Annotated in this window: 17 protein-coding genes; 9 read left to right on the forward strand and 8 right to left on the reverse strand. The window is 53.3% G+C overall.

Annotated features, from left to right (window positions below; all coding sequences use genetic code 11):
* Positions 1-567 precede the first annotated feature (567 nt).
* Positions 568-1029 carry a hypothetical protein gene (locus tag ACPGUT_RS01065; protein ID WP_423988387.1) on the reverse strand — a complete coding sequence of 154 codons (462 nt, stop codon included), beginning with the start codon at positions 1027-1029 and terminating at the stop codon, positions 568-570.
* 410 nt (positions 1030-1439) lie between these two features.
* On the opposite strand from ACPGUT_RS01065, the gene ACPGUT_RS01070 reads away from it, so the two are divergent.
* The 5 genes from ACPGUT_RS01070 (at position 1440) to ACPGUT_RS01090 (ending at position 6496) form a co-directional block, all read left to right on the forward strand.
* On the forward strand, positions 1440-2021 hold the full coding sequence (locus ACPGUT_RS01070) for a thymidine kinase (RefSeq protein ID WP_423988388.1): 582 nt from the start codon (positions 1440-1442) through the stop codon (positions 2019-2021).
* Positions 2022-2255: 234 nt separating this feature from the next.
* Positions 2256-3110 (forward strand): metallophosphoesterase, encoded by an 855-nt coding sequence (locus ACPGUT_RS01075; protein ID WP_423988389.1) that lies wholly within the window; start codon positions 2256-2258, stop codon positions 3108-3110.
* Between the two features lie 134 nt (positions 3111-3244).
* The gene (locus ACPGUT_RS01080; RefSeq protein WP_423988390.1) at positions 3245-4411 is read left to right on the forward strand and encodes a serine hydrolase domain-containing protein; all 1167 of its coding nucleotides are present in this window, start codon (positions 3245-3247) and stop codon (positions 4409-4411) included.
* Between the two features lie 10 nt (positions 4412-4421).
* Entirely contained in the window at positions 4422-5612 is a 1191-nt protein-coding gene (locus tag ACPGUT_RS01085; protein ID WP_423988391.1) for a CaiB/BaiF CoA transferase family protein, read from the forward strand.
* Between the two features lie 32 nt (positions 5613-5644).
* Entirely contained in the window at positions 5645-6496 is an 852-nt protein-coding gene (locus ACPGUT_RS01090; RefSeq protein ID WP_423988392.1) for a 3-keto-5-aminohexanoate cleavage protein, read from the forward strand.
* Positions 6497-6595: 99 nt separating this feature from the next.
* Here the strand turns inward: ACPGUT_RS01090 and ACPGUT_RS01095 are convergent, their stop codons facing one another.
* The 6 genes from ACPGUT_RS01095 to ACPGUT_RS01120 form a co-directional block, all read right to left on the reverse strand.
* Positions 6596-6814 (reverse strand): hypothetical protein, encoded by a 219-nt coding sequence (locus ACPGUT_RS01095; RefSeq protein WP_423988393.1) that lies wholly within the window; start codon positions 6812-6814, stop codon positions 6596-6598.
* A 133-nt stretch (positions 6815-6947) separates the two neighbouring features.
* Complete coding sequence (locus ACPGUT_RS01100) at positions 6948-7904, reverse strand: 2-hydroxyacid dehydrogenase (protein ID WP_423988394.1); 957 nt, start codon at positions 7902-7904, stop codon at positions 6948-6950.
* Positions 7904-8245, reverse strand: a complete 342-nt coding sequence (locus tag ACPGUT_RS01105) for a tRNA-binding protein (RefSeq protein WP_423988395.1) — start codon at positions 8243-8245, stop codon at positions 7904-7906. The genes ACPGUT_RS01100 and ACPGUT_RS01105 overlap by 1 nt, the downstream gene beginning before the upstream one ends.
* Entirely contained in the window at positions 8242-9051 is an 810-nt protein-coding gene (gene proC, locus ACPGUT_RS01110) for a pyrroline-5-carboxylate reductase (protein WP_423988396.1), read from the reverse strand. Before proC ends, ACPGUT_RS01105 begins: the two co-directional genes overlap by 4 nt.
* 48 nt (positions 9052-9099) lie before the next feature.
* Positions 9100-9600, reverse strand: coding sequence for a YbjN domain-containing protein (locus tag ACPGUT_RS01115; protein WP_423988397.1), 501 nt, complete (start codon positions 9598-9600; stop codon positions 9100-9102).
* 312 nt (positions 9601-9912) lie between these two features.
* Positions 9913-10320, reverse strand: a complete 408-nt coding sequence (locus ACPGUT_RS01120) for a universal stress protein (RefSeq protein WP_423988398.1) — start codon at positions 10318-10320, stop codon at positions 9913-9915.
* A gap of 238 nt (positions 10321-10558) precedes the next feature.
* On the opposite strand from ACPGUT_RS01120, the gene ACPGUT_RS01125 reads away from it, so the two are divergent.
* Positions 10559-11074 carry a hypothetical protein gene (locus ACPGUT_RS01125; RefSeq protein WP_423988399.1) on the forward strand — a complete coding sequence of 172 codons (516 nt, stop codon included), beginning with the start codon at positions 10559-10561 and terminating at the stop codon, positions 11072-11074.
* A gap of 595 nt (positions 11075-11669) precedes the next feature.
* Here the strand turns inward: ACPGUT_RS01125 and ACPGUT_RS01130 are convergent.
* Positions 11670-11909, reverse strand: a complete 240-nt coding sequence (locus tag ACPGUT_RS01130) for an accessory factor UbiK family protein (RefSeq protein WP_423988535.1) — start codon at positions 11907-11909, stop codon at positions 11670-11672.
* A gap of 171 nt (positions 11910-12080) precedes the next feature.
* Here ACPGUT_RS01130 and lgt point away from each other — a divergent pair, with 171 nt between their 5' ends.
* From lgt to pgeF, 3 genes are read left to right on the forward strand one after another with little or no spacing between them, the layout of a single operon-like run.
* Positions 12081-12983, forward strand: coding sequence for a prolipoprotein diacylglyceryl transferase (lgt, locus tag ACPGUT_RS01135; protein ID WP_423988400.1), 903 nt, complete (start codon positions 12081-12083; stop codon positions 12981-12983).
* Complete coding sequence (locus ACPGUT_RS01140; RefSeq protein WP_423988401.1) at positions 12983-14074, forward strand: class I SAM-dependent methyltransferase; 1092 nt, start codon at positions 12983-12985, stop codon at positions 14072-14074. The genes lgt and ACPGUT_RS01140 overlap by 1 nt, the downstream gene beginning before the upstream one ends.
* Positions 14075-14097: 23 nt before the next feature.
* Positions 14098-14856, forward strand: a complete 759-nt coding sequence (pgeF, locus tag ACPGUT_RS01145) for a peptidoglycan editing factor PgeF (protein WP_423988402.1) — start codon at positions 14098-14100, stop codon at positions 14854-14856.
* Positions 14857-14905: the final 49 nt, after the last annotated feature.

Consider the following 14905-nt stretch of genomic DNA (forward strand, 5'->3'; position numbering starts at 1 on the left):
ATACAACGACTCGCATACAATCAAACCTCAAATGGCTAGGAATCAAGCAGAGCGAGGCGGAATCAAAGCGAATCCAAATACACAAAGCATGCACAATCTATGCACATTCTATGCATACAACATGCATACCTACGAAAAACGCGGCCACTGAGGACCGCGATTCTTACGAAAGTGTAAAAGAAGTTACCTGAGGCGCCGTAAAAGCAGCAAACTCAGAATCACCCAAAACGGCGCAATACTAACAATATAAAAATCCCCCCCCCGGCATGCCACCCTATCACGCGGTCAGATATTTGCGGCCCAGAGCTACCGGCAGTTTTGAAAAATCAAGTTCTCAGAAACGCCCACATCCCAATCAGCAACTGCAATAAGAACGTATCTTCCTAAAATGTTCGGTTCGGGGAGAAATTCATGTTCTCTATACACCAGTGCAGTACACCCGTTCTGCCAAGGCCATCCCAGAGTTTCGTTTGAGATTTCGCAGAAGGTTAGGATACCCCCCAAAGAAAACACCCGCCGGATTAACCGACGGGTGTTTTAATCTCTGCAATGCCCAGCTTCAGACGATCAGACTTTCTGACCTTCCTCTTCGAGGTGCAACTTCATATCCATAAGAACGTGTTGCAGCGCCAAGGTTTCACGCAAAAGACGTTTGGCTTCGTTCACTGTGATGATCCCGTCTTCTATAGACTGGTTATATTCACTCATCAGCATGGCGAAACGCTGGGCAAGCGCAACAACATCTGCGTTCACGCCGCCTTCTGCGGAGTTCTTACGACTTTGATCATAAGACATCGTGATGCCGCGCAGTTCAGCCAGCGCGCCGGTGACATGCGGATAGCGTGAAGCTTCTTCAAGTGCTGCAACCGCATCAATGGGCATAAAACGGTCAGCATGTTCGTCGCTGTCAGAATAGTACCGCCCAAGTGTCGCTTTTGATTTACCAGTCAGCGTGCAGGCTGCTTCAATGCCAACATCTTTGACCAGGGCCTCTGTATGCTTCTTCAGGTAATTACCCATCCCGCTCATATTAATACCCTTGTTCGATTTTCACCCTGTCAATTTGCAGGGGGGAATTGCTTCTACTCTTTCCCATTAATACGAAGTCAAACATTTGTCATTCATTAAAGCGTTCAGGAAGTCCTGAAGGTAATGAGTATCCGGCGTCCCCAGCGCCGGTAAATGGGTGGGGATCTGTCGCGCTTTCGCTTGCTGGCACCGGTGCGACGATCCTTTTTTAAGGGAAAGGTGCAAGGGAATCTGTTCATCCCCAGGCACGCTATTTATGTGCTTCTACGGATTCCTGTTTCCAGTGGGCGTCACTTTTATTTCAAAGTGACGCCTGCATCCTTTTGCTGTTCCGGAGTCAGATCCCCACCTATCGTTTCTTCTGTAGAAACAGGCTTGCAACCCTGGCCACGACGTGGATAACAACCTTCATGGCCAAACTATACTTTCACTATTCCACCATGAATGCGGGCAAATCGACTGTACTGTTGCAGGCGTCCCATAACTATATTGAACGCGGAATGCAGACCCATCTGCTGACCTATGGTTTTGATGATCGCGCTGGAAAAGCACGAATTGCATCACGAATCGGCATAGGCGCAAATGCAGATACATTTTTGCCCGGTGACGATATGTATGCGAAGATATCTGATCGCCTGAACAATGGCCCCTGCGCCTGCATTTTTATCGACGAAGCGCAGTTCCTGGAAAAAGAGCAGGTCTGGCAATTGGCCCATGCCGTGGATGATCTAAAAGTACCTGTGATGTGTTATGGCCTGCGGGTGGATTTTCGGGGGGAATTGTTTCCGGGGTCCGCCGCCCTTTTGGCGCTGGCTGATGAAATGCGTGAAGTCCGTACAATCTGCCACTGCGGTAAGAAAGCCAGCATGGTGATGCGCATGGATGCCGACGGCAATGCCCTGAAAGACGGGGCGCAGGTCCAAATCGGCGGCAATGAAACCTATGTCTCTGTGTGTCGACGTCACTGGCGGGAAGCTGTGGAAAACGTCTAGGCAGATGCTTTGCCTTTCTTGATTGCAATTTCACACAACTCAATATTTTGACGCCGCAACTTTCGGCTCGGGACATTCTCGGGCTTTACAAAGAATGCGGAAATCAACACATCCCGTGGTTTGCACACTTGTTTTGGCAATGGGTCAAAGCCACTGTGCCCAAAAGGGAATCACGCGCCACACCAAAATATCTGACGCGGATCATCCAACCGATATGTTAAAAGGCCCGACCCGATGACCACCGTAAACCGTATGCACCACAAAATCCTTGCTTTCACCGATATCCACATCAAATCGGAAGGCGAGAAAATTGTTGGATATGATCCGCTGGAACGTTTCGAAACCGGATTAAAACATGCGTTAAAACATCATCCCGACGCAGATCACCTCATCCTGATGGGAGACCTGACCCACAACGGCCGCCCCGATCAATTTGAACGGCTGAAACCACTGTTAAAGAATCTGCCCCTACCCGTCACGCTGATGCCCGGCAATCATGATCGCCGTGACACTATGCTTGAGGCCTTCCCTGATCTCGAAACAACCGACAGCGGCCACGTCATGCAGGTGATTGATCTGGACGGTCAGGCCCCTTTTGGCCCGAAAGATCGGCTGATCTGTCTTGATACCCTGGATGGCCCGCCTTGGCGTGATTATCATCACGCAGGTGCCCTTTGTGAAGCACGTCTGAACTGGCTGAAAACCCAGCTGGAAACTGCAGGTGATCGTCGCATTTCGATCTTCATGCACCACCCGCCCCTGCATACAGGATTTAATGGGATGGACGCGATCCGCATGATGGATCACGAAGCGTTTTACACCCTGATAAAACAATATCCAAATGTCACCCATATCTTTGCAGGCCATATTCACCGCACCATTTCTGGCACCGCAAATGGTATTGGTTTCACGATATTCAAAAGCCCAACCCATCAAATGCCTATGATGTTGGGCACCGATGGGTATGCGCATTCCGTCCCCGAACCCGGTGCTTACGGCATCATCCTGCTGTCGGATGAAGGCGTTATTGTGCACAGCGAGGATTTTGATGAAGCCACCCGCCACGCGGTTCAAGGATATGATGACTGAGGAGAGGAGAGCAGACCAGCGCTTCGCCAATCCCGCCCTGTTCGACGACACCCCAATGGTATGCGGGCTGACCCGGCGTCAGAATTGCCAGCGGTGCACGGACATGTTCTCATCCGCATCAGGGGAGAGATATTATGAAACGAATTCTGAAGATGATCCTGAAACTGTTCTTCGCACTGGCCATGATCGCCGTCGTTCTTGGCATCTGGAAACGCGAGGAGCTGGCGCGGCTGAATGCAGTGTTAACGCTGTTTAATGAAGACCGGATTGTGCAGAATTTCAGCCATATGGATGCCGCATTTCTGACGCGGGACGTGCCACGTGGCGATGGGCCCGTATCGGAGCTGCCCATGGGGGCACGCATGACATTGCCCGAAAACACCCATTCCTGGATTGAAGACCGAAATGTCACAGCCTTGCTGGTACTGAAAAACGGCGAGATCCGGTATGAAGATTATTTTCTCGGAACCGACCCTACGGATAAGCGAATATCCTGGTCCGTCGCAAAAAGTTTTCTTTCCGCGCTGTTGGGGGTTTTGCATCACGATGGAACCATCCCCGATCTTGATGTTCCTGTAACACAATATGTGCCTGCCCTCACGGGCACTGCCTATGATGGCGCGACCATTCGCAACGTGCTGAACATGGCGTCTGGCGTGCAATTTGATGAGGACTATCTCGCGTTTTTCTCGGACATCAACAAAATGGGTCGCGAAGTCGCCCTTGGCGGATCTCTGGATGATTTCAGTGCCGGACTGGAAGTAAAGGAATTCACCCCCGGCGAAACTTGGCAATATGTGTCGATTGACACCCATATTATCGGTATGGTCATCCGCGGGGCAACCGGGCGCGATATCCCGGATCTGTTAAGCGAAAAAATCATCGCCCCCCTCGGCTTTGAAAGCACACCTTATTATGTGACCGATGGTGATGGCACCAGCTTTGTACTGGGTGGCCTGAACATGCCAACACGGGATTACGCACGTTTTGGTCAGCTTCTTGTCAATGGCGGAGTTTGGAATGGCACACAGATTGTACCTGCCGAATGGATTAAAGCTTCTACTGCGGCAACGGCCCCAACCGCACCAGGCGAGATCGGCTATGGCTTCCAGTGGTGGGTGCCTGTCGGGGCCACGCCGGGCGAATTTATGGCACGGGGCGTTTATGGCCAGTACATTTATATCGACACAGCCCGAGATGTGGTGATTGCAACCAATGCTGCTGACCGTAAATTCCGCCAAGATGGTGTTCCAGAACTGAATATCGCGATTTTTCGTGCACTTGCCACATCGCTGGACTGAGGGTTTAGAAATGACAAAACGACAAGGCCCGCTGACACACCTGAAAATCGTTGAATTCGCAGGCATCGGCCCGGCCCCCTATGGCGCGATGTTGCTGGCGGATCTTGGCGCACAGATCATTCGTATTGACCGCCCCGGTGGGTATCCAGCCCTTGCAGAAGGGCTGGATCTGTCGGCGATGGATGCGGCTTCTGTGCGTAATCGGTCACGCGATCTGATCCGGCTTGATCTGAAATCGGAAGAGGGCCGCGCAACTGTGCTGCGCCTGATATCCGAAGCGGATGCAGTGATCGAAGCATATCGCCCGGGCACCATGGAAAAGCTGGGGCTGGGCCCTGATATCTGCCTGAAAGCCAATCCAAAACTTGCTTATGTGCGCATGACAGGTTGGGGGCAGACCGGCCCGATGGCACAGATGGCGGGGCATGATATGAACTATCTTGGCCTGTCCGGTGCATTGTCTTTGTTCAGTCGCGAAGGCCAGGCCACACAGGGTATTCCCCCCCTGGTTGGCGACATGGGCGGTGGCGCAATGTTCATGGTTCTGGGCCTTCTTGCCGCGGTCATGCAAGCCCGGGCAGGTGGTTCGGGGCAAGTGGTAGATGCAGCAATCGTAGATGGTTCCGCCAGCCTGTTTGCTTTGCTTTCTGGCCTAAACGCCATGGGACAACATGATTACTTTGCAGGGGGAAATCCATTGGATGGTGGGCGGCATTTCTATCGCACTTATATCTGCGCAGATGGAGAATATATTGTGGTCGGCGCCATCGAAGGCGCATTTCGCAAGATCCTGCTAGAGCGGCTGGATATGTTATCTGATCCAGACCTGACCCGCCCAACCCCCGAAAACGAAGCAATTTGTGTCGCAAAGCTTTCCGGGGTTTTTGCCAGCCAGCCCCGGCAACATTGGGTTGATCTGTTTCAGGATACGGATGGCTGTGTGACGCCTCTGCTTTCCGTGTCCGAAGCCGCAAGCGCACCCCATAATCAGGCCCGCACCGTGTTTGAAACCCTTGATGATGTCGTGCAACCCGCCCCAGCACCACGTTTCAGTGCAACGCCAGGCGCTATTTCTTCTCCTCCGGTCACCGCAAATAAGAACGCGCCACATGCCCTGGGCGGATGGGGGTTTTCAGAGAAGGATATTCAGGCATTGATCCTCAGCAAGGTGCTTGAAACCGGCCCTGAAACAACGGTATGACGCTAAGGAAACAAAGTAACTGAGGGGGGCACATGTCAGAGGCCAATCAACACGCAGGCAAACCCTGCATTCTGTGCTGCGCGATCACAGGCTCCGTGCCAACTCAGGCAGACAACCCCGCTGTGCCGATCACCGTCTCTGAACAGGTCGAAAGCAGCCAGGCCGCTGTGGAAGCCGGTGCATCCATCATTCACGCCCATGTGCGCAACGAAGATGGTACCCCAAGTTCCGATCCGGAACGTTTCGCGCGCCTGAAGGAAGGGTTAGAAAAGCACTGCCCCGGCGTTGTGATCCAGTTTTCTACCGGTGGCAGATCCGGTGCAGGTAAAGACCGCGGGGGCATGTTGCCACTCCGCCCAGATATGGCGTCACTGTCGGTTGGATCTAACAACTTTCCGACCCGCGTGTATGAAAATTCGCCGGAATTGATCACCTGGCTGTCATCTGAAATGCAGAAATACGAAATCACACCAGAGATCGAAGCTTTTGATCTGTCCCACATCCTTCAGGCCACCCGACACCACCAAGCAGGCAATCTGTTTGGCACGCTTTATGTGCAATTCGTGATGGGCGTGAAAAACGCCATGCCTGTGGATAAGGAAATCTTTGATTTCTATCGTCACACTATGGAAACCCGCGCCCCTGACGCGCCCTGGTGTGCGGCAGGCGTTGGTCCGGGCCAGATCCTTGTGAATGAATGGGCGATTGCCGCTGGCGGTCACACCCGTGCGGGCCTTGAAGACAACATTCGCCTTGATAAACAAACACTTGCCCCAAGCAACGCCGCGCTGATTAAACGTGCTGCAGACCTGTGCGATAAATACGAACGCCCGATTGCGACACCCGCCCAAACCCGCGAGATACTTGGTCTGCGGCCCGCGTAGGTTCATATACCGCCCGGCATCTAAATTACTAAAAGACCAATAAATACCGCCCCCAGGATCCCCACGGTAATAAACCCCGGGCGTTTAATGTGGGGCGGTTCAAACGCCAAGCAGACACAGATCGCGATGACCGCGGCAACCAGCCAAAACAACGATGCGGTCAAATAATAAGGCGTACGTCAAAAGCGAAGATGTGATTGCTCCGAATTCGTACCCCGGATCACCCGGCGCGATAACCGAGGACCCCGTTAAGTGAGATAGCCTGTTGGCAAAGATCAGGCAGACAACTGCGGCAACCGCGCGACGAAAAACAACCATTTACAAAACCTCTTAATGAACACAAATCGATGCCTCCCCCTCTGATCAAATGAAGGGAATATTTTCACACAACTCTCATACGACGGAAAGCGCAGCTTACCTATAACTGTTGGGCGGAAAGCATCCGTAATAATCACACGAGATTCAGCGGCGCTTCCCCGGCAAAAAATGCCACAAGATTATCCAGTGCCATCATCCCCATATCGGTGCGTACTTCCAGTGCAGCCGTGCCGAGATGCGGCAAAAGCGTGACATTATCCAGCGCACGTAAAGCCGCCGGAATCTCTGGTTCGTTTTCATAAACATCCAGTCCTGCACCACCAATACGCCCTGATTTAAGTGCTGAAATCAGCGCGTCTTCGTCCACAACATCCCCACGCGAAATGTTAATTAGATGCGCATGATCTTGCATTTCCGCCAATGCCTCAGCGTCAATCAGATGATGTGTCGCGGGGCTTCCGGGCACAGCAATCACCACTACATCTGCGGCTTTCATCACCTCGGCAATCGTATCCAGCTGGCCAGCAGCCACCTCGGCATCCGCGACTTGGGAACGGTTATAAAAGATAATATCCATACCAAAGCCATGATGCGCACGTCTCGCAATCGCTTTGCCAATGCGCCCCATGCCGATCACCCCAAGGATCTTACCGGACATGTGCAAACCCAGCATCTGAACCGGATGCCACCCCTGCCAGTTCCCAGAGCGCACAAGACGTTCACCTTCGGCAGCGCGACGCGCAGACATTAGCATCAGGGTCAAAGCGATATCAGCAGTGGCATCCGTCACCGCACCAGGCGTATTGGTGACAGTCAGCCCGACTGACTTCGCGGCGGCTACATCAATATGATTATAACCCACACCAAAATTTGCGAGAATCTTTGCACGGGGATTGGGAACTTGCGCAAAAATATCCGCACTGAAGCGATCACCTAGAGTCGGCAGAATGCCGTCATATGCGACCAGCGCATCCCGCATTTCGGCGTCAGTCATCGGTTGGGTGTCGTCGCGCAGTGTCACGTCAAACCGCCCCCGCGCGGCCTCAATAACCGCGTCTGGCAAGGGGCGGGAAATTAGGATCTTTGTCATCAGTGCAACTTGCCCCCTACAGGCACAGCCTGATCGGGCGCAGCCAAAACAATGCCTCCGTTTTCATCACTGAAACCAACGATCAAGCATTCGGACATAAATTTCCCAATTTGGCGCGGCGGAAAATTCACGACCCCCATGACCTGTTTTCCCAACAACGTGTCCGGCGTGTAATGCGCTGTAATTTGAGCAGAGCTTTTCTTTTCGCCAATCTCCGGACCGAAATCGACCCAAAGCTTGATCGCAGGTTTGCGGGCTTCGGGATAAGGTTCGGCACGTATCACCGTGCCCACCCGGATATCCACTTTCGCAAAATCATCATAGGTGATCTCATCACTCATGCGCCCAACTCCTTCGAACGCTGAGTCGCGGCCTCAATTGCGTCTTTCATCAACACAGGGAACCCCCGGTTTTCATCCATCAGAACCTCTAGGGCGGCCTGTGTTGTACCTTTGGGCGAAGTCACATTGATCCGCAACTGCGTTGGGGTTTCATCGGCATCCTCCGCCAATTGACCTGCCCCGCCAACAGTTGCCTTTGCCAGTGCCATAGACAATTCCGGCGACAGGCCCTGTGCTTCGCCAGCGGCTGCCATCGCTTCGATCAGATGAAAGACATAAGCCGGGCCAGACCCAGACATCGCCGTAACCGCATCCATCTGCCCTTCATTGTCCAGACGCACAGTCTGACCGATGGCCGACAACAGGGTTTCTGCCAGCTGCATTGCATCTTCTGCGATATGATCATTGCCAATCAGGCCGGTAATGCCCCGGCCAATCGCAGCCGGTGTATTGGGGATCGACCGGATCACAGGCGTTTGCGCCCCCAGTGTGGTTTCATAGAAATTAATCGTTGTTCCGGCGGCAACCGACAGGAAGATCGTGTCACCGTTGCCGTAGGTTTTCAGAACCGGCAGAGCTTCTTCCATCATCTGGGGTTTCACCGCGACAAGAACCAGCGCAGGGCTATCGGGCAAGGTCTCATTCACATGCACCCCTTGCTTCAGCAACCAATCCGACGGGCGTGGATCTTTCACCCAGACTGACGCCGCTGGCAATCCCTGCTTCAGCCAGCCTTCCAGCATGGCGGATCCCATCCTCCCACAGCCCAGCAGAACCAGACCACGCGATGTGATTGTATCGAACATTGCAAATTCCCCCTCATGCAGGCGATTCACGCCCGTTTCAAAGGAAGCTTATGCGCGGCCCCAGGCCTCTGCAATGGCACATTTAATTGCTTTTTCTGGTGTGTGATCCGCCCAGGCCACAAGTTGAAACGCAGGATAAAAGCGTTCTGCACTCATCACAGCGGCATCAATCATCGCATTGATCTGATCAATTGAGGCCACCTGGCCACCGGTTAACAGCAGACCATAACGGTAAACCATCATCTGTTGCGCCCCCCACCAGGTAAACGCACCGGCCCAAATCATGTCATTGACGTGATTCAGAACTTCATACAGTTCCCCCATACGATCATGGGGGGGCTCCATCTCAAAGCTGGAAATCAAACGCAGGCATTCTTCTTGATGAGACCAAGCCAGCGTAATAGAGTAGCTGCGCCATTGTCCCTCAACCACCATAGAGATCTGATCATCCCCGACCCGGTCGAAATCCCAGTGATGGTGTTCAGCAAGAGTTTCGACAATGTCGATCGGATGCGGATCATCCGCCAGATAGCTTTCTGTTAATGACATGCCGGGCCTCTTCGTTTGCGCGAGAGAGTGGCAGCTCTTCCCGCGTGAGTTCCGTCGCGCCCGTTCGAACGGACCACTACAAAATGGGAACCAAAAACGGCACCCTACGAAATATGGTGACGCGGGGGCGGGCCTCTGTAAAGTATAAAGTAGTATTTATCCCCAGGAGATGGTGTTTCTTAACCATTTACCCCCAAGATAGGGTAGTTTTCCACAGGATCTCATATTTTGTTAGTGATCTGTTAAGAAACAAACAACAAAAAAGCCCCCGTGAAAATCACGGAGGCCTGTAAACAAAGTGATTTACCCAAATTACACCCGCAGCACATGCACTGCACAGCCAGCATGACGGACAACACGGGCAGCGGTAGACCCCAAGAAGAAATCCTTCATACCCGGCTTGTGAGACGCCATGACGATACAATCTGTTCCATGGCTACGGGCATATTCAGTGATCTCACCACCGGCAGACGGGCTTTTAAGCAGTACCGGCGTCACATCCAGACCTTCGACGCGTTCCTGAAGTTCAGTCATCGCTTTGTCGCGGGCTTTCTTTTCGGCATCATCCTCAAGAAATGCCATAACGGAACTGTTCGGCGGCTCGTAGACATGCACGGCAGTGATCGTACCACCATCCGCCAGTAAAACCCGCGCCGCGGCCAGGGCCATCTCACTGATACCGTGTTCAAGAGAAAGGGCGACGATGATATTCTTATACATATAGCTGTCCTCATTTGCAGGTGTTAACGGAGGATCCGCATGGCAACCTTCAGACAGCTTACAGCCGCTCCTGAACGTACTCAACCACAGCCGTCGTTTTCAGACGTATATCGATTGGCAAAATAGCAACAATCACTCAATCAGAAGCTTCATCCTGGATCCAAATGTTGCGTAATACACATAAGTAAGCAAATTCCCGCCATCACCCCCGTGAATCCTTAACAAGTAAGATTGACCCATGAAAAAAACATCCTTTGCAATCGCCTTTGGCCTGTTGACATCAGCATGTACCGCCCCAGTTCAGACCTTGGAAGTCACCCGAGCCCCAGCCACTGCAAGCCTGCAATCATCGGTATCGCAAGATCGCCTGACAGGCAAAACACAGGAAATATTAATCCGAACCCGCCAGACTCAGGGTGAAACTGTGGCCGAAGTCGGCAACATCGAATGCGAAATCACGTCTGACGAACTGTCCGGGCGTATTGTAACCCCTCAGGCCATTACGGTTCCAACCTTCAAACAGCGCCGTGCTCTTGAAAACAGAGGTCTGCCATCAGCCCTTGTTGTAGATTGTTCTGGCCAGGGCCTCAGCGGCAGATCCTTAATAACACCTGCGGAGAAACAGACCACCACAGTCGGTGGGCTGGGCCTTATCGGAGCTCTTGTATCCACGGCTGCCAGCGCTGCGATTGCCACTGGAACACCTTGGGTCTTCCCTGAGCAAGCGTCTGTAGCGGTAAACGCACCACAATGAAGCATTTCACATACATAGCCCTCGTATTTACGACAATGGGCATCGGAGGTTGCGTTTCAGACATCCCTATAACGCAACCTACGGTGATCGCATCAACGCGTCCGGCCCTGAACCGGGATCAAGCCCTGGGCCAACGTGGTGTAATCATCCGGAGCTACGCAAACATAGAAGGGAAGCGAACAGAGGTGGCTGGGGCACGCTGTTCACTACGTTCAAATGAATTTTCTGCAAACGTCACCACCCCCGGTGGCGTAGCCATTCCGATGTTAATTCAAGGGTCTCGATTTGCGAACCGAGGGAAACCCGCCCCTCTCACGGTTACCTGCGAAGGGAATGAGTTACGGAAAACCATAACCGTGGACGCCGTGCCGTTGCTCGCTTCAGGTGGCAACACCACCACGTCCAGCAGTTCAGGCGCAACGGTATCAGTGTCAACGTCGGTGATCAGCAGCGCTACTGCGGCATCGAAACCTTGGACGTTCCCAAACATCAGCGTTGAGTTGCAATAAAAGAAAAGGCTGCGGCAGGTATATCTGTCGCAGCCTAAATTTCATTGGTTATTGCGAATACAATTCGCAGAACACCAAATTCAGTTTCACTTCGCTTCAAGCGCCTCGATGCGGGCTTTCAGGGCTTCGTTTTCTTCGCGGGCTTTCTGGGCCATGGCGCGCACCGCATCGAATTCTTCACGACTGACGAATTCACGATCCGCCATCCAGCGATCCATAACGCTTTTCATTGCGGTTTCAGCCTCAGATTTTGCGCCCTGGGCCACGCCCATCGCATTGGTCATCAGCTGAGAAATATCATCAAGAACTTTGTTGCGGCTTTGCATGGCGACCCCGGTTTTCTGAAGGCTAGTGTTCCCATCTATATGGGGGGCAAGGGGCAAAAGCACAAGAGAGGAAGCGTCGCAGGCAAAATGTGATGACATCTCGCCGCCGATATCATCCCAAGGCCCGCGCCCCCTGTTGACAGCCCCCGCCCCCGCAGGCAGGAAACCGGCATGGAACATTACATCACCTTCCCGAATGTCAGCCCCGATATTTTCTCGGTCACGCTTTTTGGCTTCACCATCGCGCCGAAATGGTACGCTATGGCGTATATCATGGGGATCATCATTGGTTGGTTCATTGCAGTTCAGGCCGTAAAGCGCGCTCAACTGTGGGATAAATCCGGCCCGGCGATGCAGCGTGAGAATATCGAAGATCTTGTGACTTGGATTGTTCTGGGCGTGGTTCTGGGCGGACGCCTGGGATATGTGCTGTTTTACAAACCAGATGTCTATCTGGCGGACCCGATCGCAGCGCTGAAACTCTGGGAAGGTGGCATGGCTTTCCACGGCGGGCTTGCTGGCGTGCTGGTGGCCGTGATCCTTTATTGCCGTAAGTACAAATTCGATCTCTGGAAAACCGCTGATATGCTGGCAATTGCCACGGCCCCAGGCCTTCTGATGGGACGTATTGCGAATTTCATCAATGCCGAACTCTGGGGGCGCGCAACGCTGTCACCCTGGGGCGTCGCGTTCCCCGGTTATGCTGCACAGGACTGCCCGCCCGCGCTTTATCACGCAGATGGTGTTTGCGCCCGCTACCCCAGCCAGCTGTTTGAAGCCGGGCTGGAAGGGCTGCTTCTGGGCGCATTGGTTTTGATCATGGCATTTGGTTTTGGCGCGTTAAAACGCAAGGGCCTTGTGACCGGTGTCTTCTTTATTGGCTATGGCCTGGCACGGATGTTCGTTGAATATTTTCGCCAAGCAGACGAACAGTTCATCACGTCAGACAATCCACTGGGTCTTGTGATCCGCCTCGGCGATACTGGCCTATCCATGGGGCAATTGCTGTCGCTTCCAATGGTGGTATTTGGCGTGATCGTTCTGACCATGGCCCTGAAACGAAAGCCTGCCTGATGTCACTACAGGCCGAATTGATCGCACGCATTCAGGCACACGGCCCAATCAGCATCGCGGACTACATGCAGGAATGCCTGCTGCACCCAAAATACGGTTATTACGCGACCCGTGATCCGTTTGGTCAACAGGGCGACTTTATCACGGCGCCTGAGATTTCTCAGATGTTTGGAGAGCTTCTGGGTTTATGTCTTGCGCAGGCTTGGCTTGACCGAGGGGCACCTTCGACCTTTACCCTGGCTGAACTTGGCCCCGGACGCGGCACATTGATGGCGGATATTTTACGCGCGACCCGCTCTGTCCCCGGCTTTCACGCCGCGATGGATCTGCATCTTATAGAAGCCTCCCCCACCCTACGTGACATGCAAAGTAAAACTCTGGGCGACTATCAGATTACTTGGCATGACAACCTATCTGAGCTGCCCGAAGCCCCCTTGTTTCTGGTCGCAAATGAATTTCTTGATGCACTGCCCATTCGCCAGTTTATTCGGGACAGTAATGGCTGGCGTGAACGGCGCGTGGGGCTGACTGACACCCAAAATGCGCTGTCTTTTGGGGTAGGTGATATAACAGAAGTCGCCGCACTTGCACATCGTTTGGCAGATACAAATGACGGCGATCTGGTCGAAATCAATGCCCCAGCCCGCGCTGCAAGCGCTGAAATTTCCCGCCGCATTCACACCAATGGCGGGCTTGCCCTGTTGATTGATTACGGCGGATGGCAATCAAAGGGCGATACATTTCAGGCTTTGGCCGATCACGCCTACGCAGACCCTTTGATCACCCCAGGCGACGCAGATCTGACAGCCCACGTCGAATTTGAACCTCTTGTACGGGAAGCGTTGAACGCCGGCATTGAAGCCAGCGGAATGACTGAACAGGGTGTATTCCTTGAACGTTTGGGCATCACCGGCCGGGCCCAGGCCCTTGCACAGAATATGGATGGCATCACCCTCGACAATCACATTGCTGCACATCGACGCTTGACCCATCCCGAAGAAATGGGGAGGCTGTTTAAAACGATTGCCTTGTTTGCGCGCGGCACGCCACCGCCCCCCGGCTTTAATCCCCCGGGCGTAAATTCACTGTAATGATTACCTGCGGAGACAATATCATGGGCCTCGACATCCTGACAGACGACAGCCTTTCCCCCTTCCGGCATGGTTTCTTCGCCCGCAAGGGCGGGGCATCTTCAGGGATATATCAGGGACTGAATTGCGGCCATGGTTCTTCCGATCAGACAGCCTGTGTTGATCTCAACCGCGCCCGCGTGGCAGAGGCCTTGGGGGTAGAGAAGACACATCTTCTGACCGCGCACCAGGTGCATTCCCCAGATGTTATCCACGTGACAGGACCACTTTCCCAGCCTCTTCCCAAAGCGGATGCTCTGGTCACCGCCACCCCTGGGCTTGCCATCGGGGCATTGTCTGCGGATTGCCAGCCTGTGTTATTTGCGGACACAAAGGCGGGCGTTATTGGCGCGGCACATGCAGGCTCCAGAGGCGCTTTGACCGGCGTGCTTGAAGCAACCATCGATGCGATGGAAAATATTGGCGCAGGGCGTGAAAATATCGCGGCCGTCATTGGCCCTTCCATCAGTCAGCCCGCATATGAAGTCGGGCCTGATTTCCAGGAAGAGTTCCTAGATCAGGATCCAGAAAACCAACAATTTTTCAAAAACGGCCAAGGTGACCGGCTGCAGTTTGACTTACCGGGATACGGTTTACATCGCTTGCGCAAAGCGGGTATTGGAACTGCCCGCTGGGTCGGAGAATGCACCTATAGTGATCCCAGCAGATTCTATTCTTGGCGCCGTGCCTGTCATAACAATGAACGCGATTATGGCCGTCTGATTGCCAGCATACGAATCTGAACCGTGTCACAACTGTGGCAATGCGTCTGAAAATTTCCAGGCAGCGTCT

Source organism: Halocynthiibacter sp. (genome assembly GCF_049608145.1).
Classification (GTDB): Bacteria; Pseudomonadota; Alphaproteobacteria; order Rhodobacterales; family Rhodobacteraceae; genus Halocynthiibacter.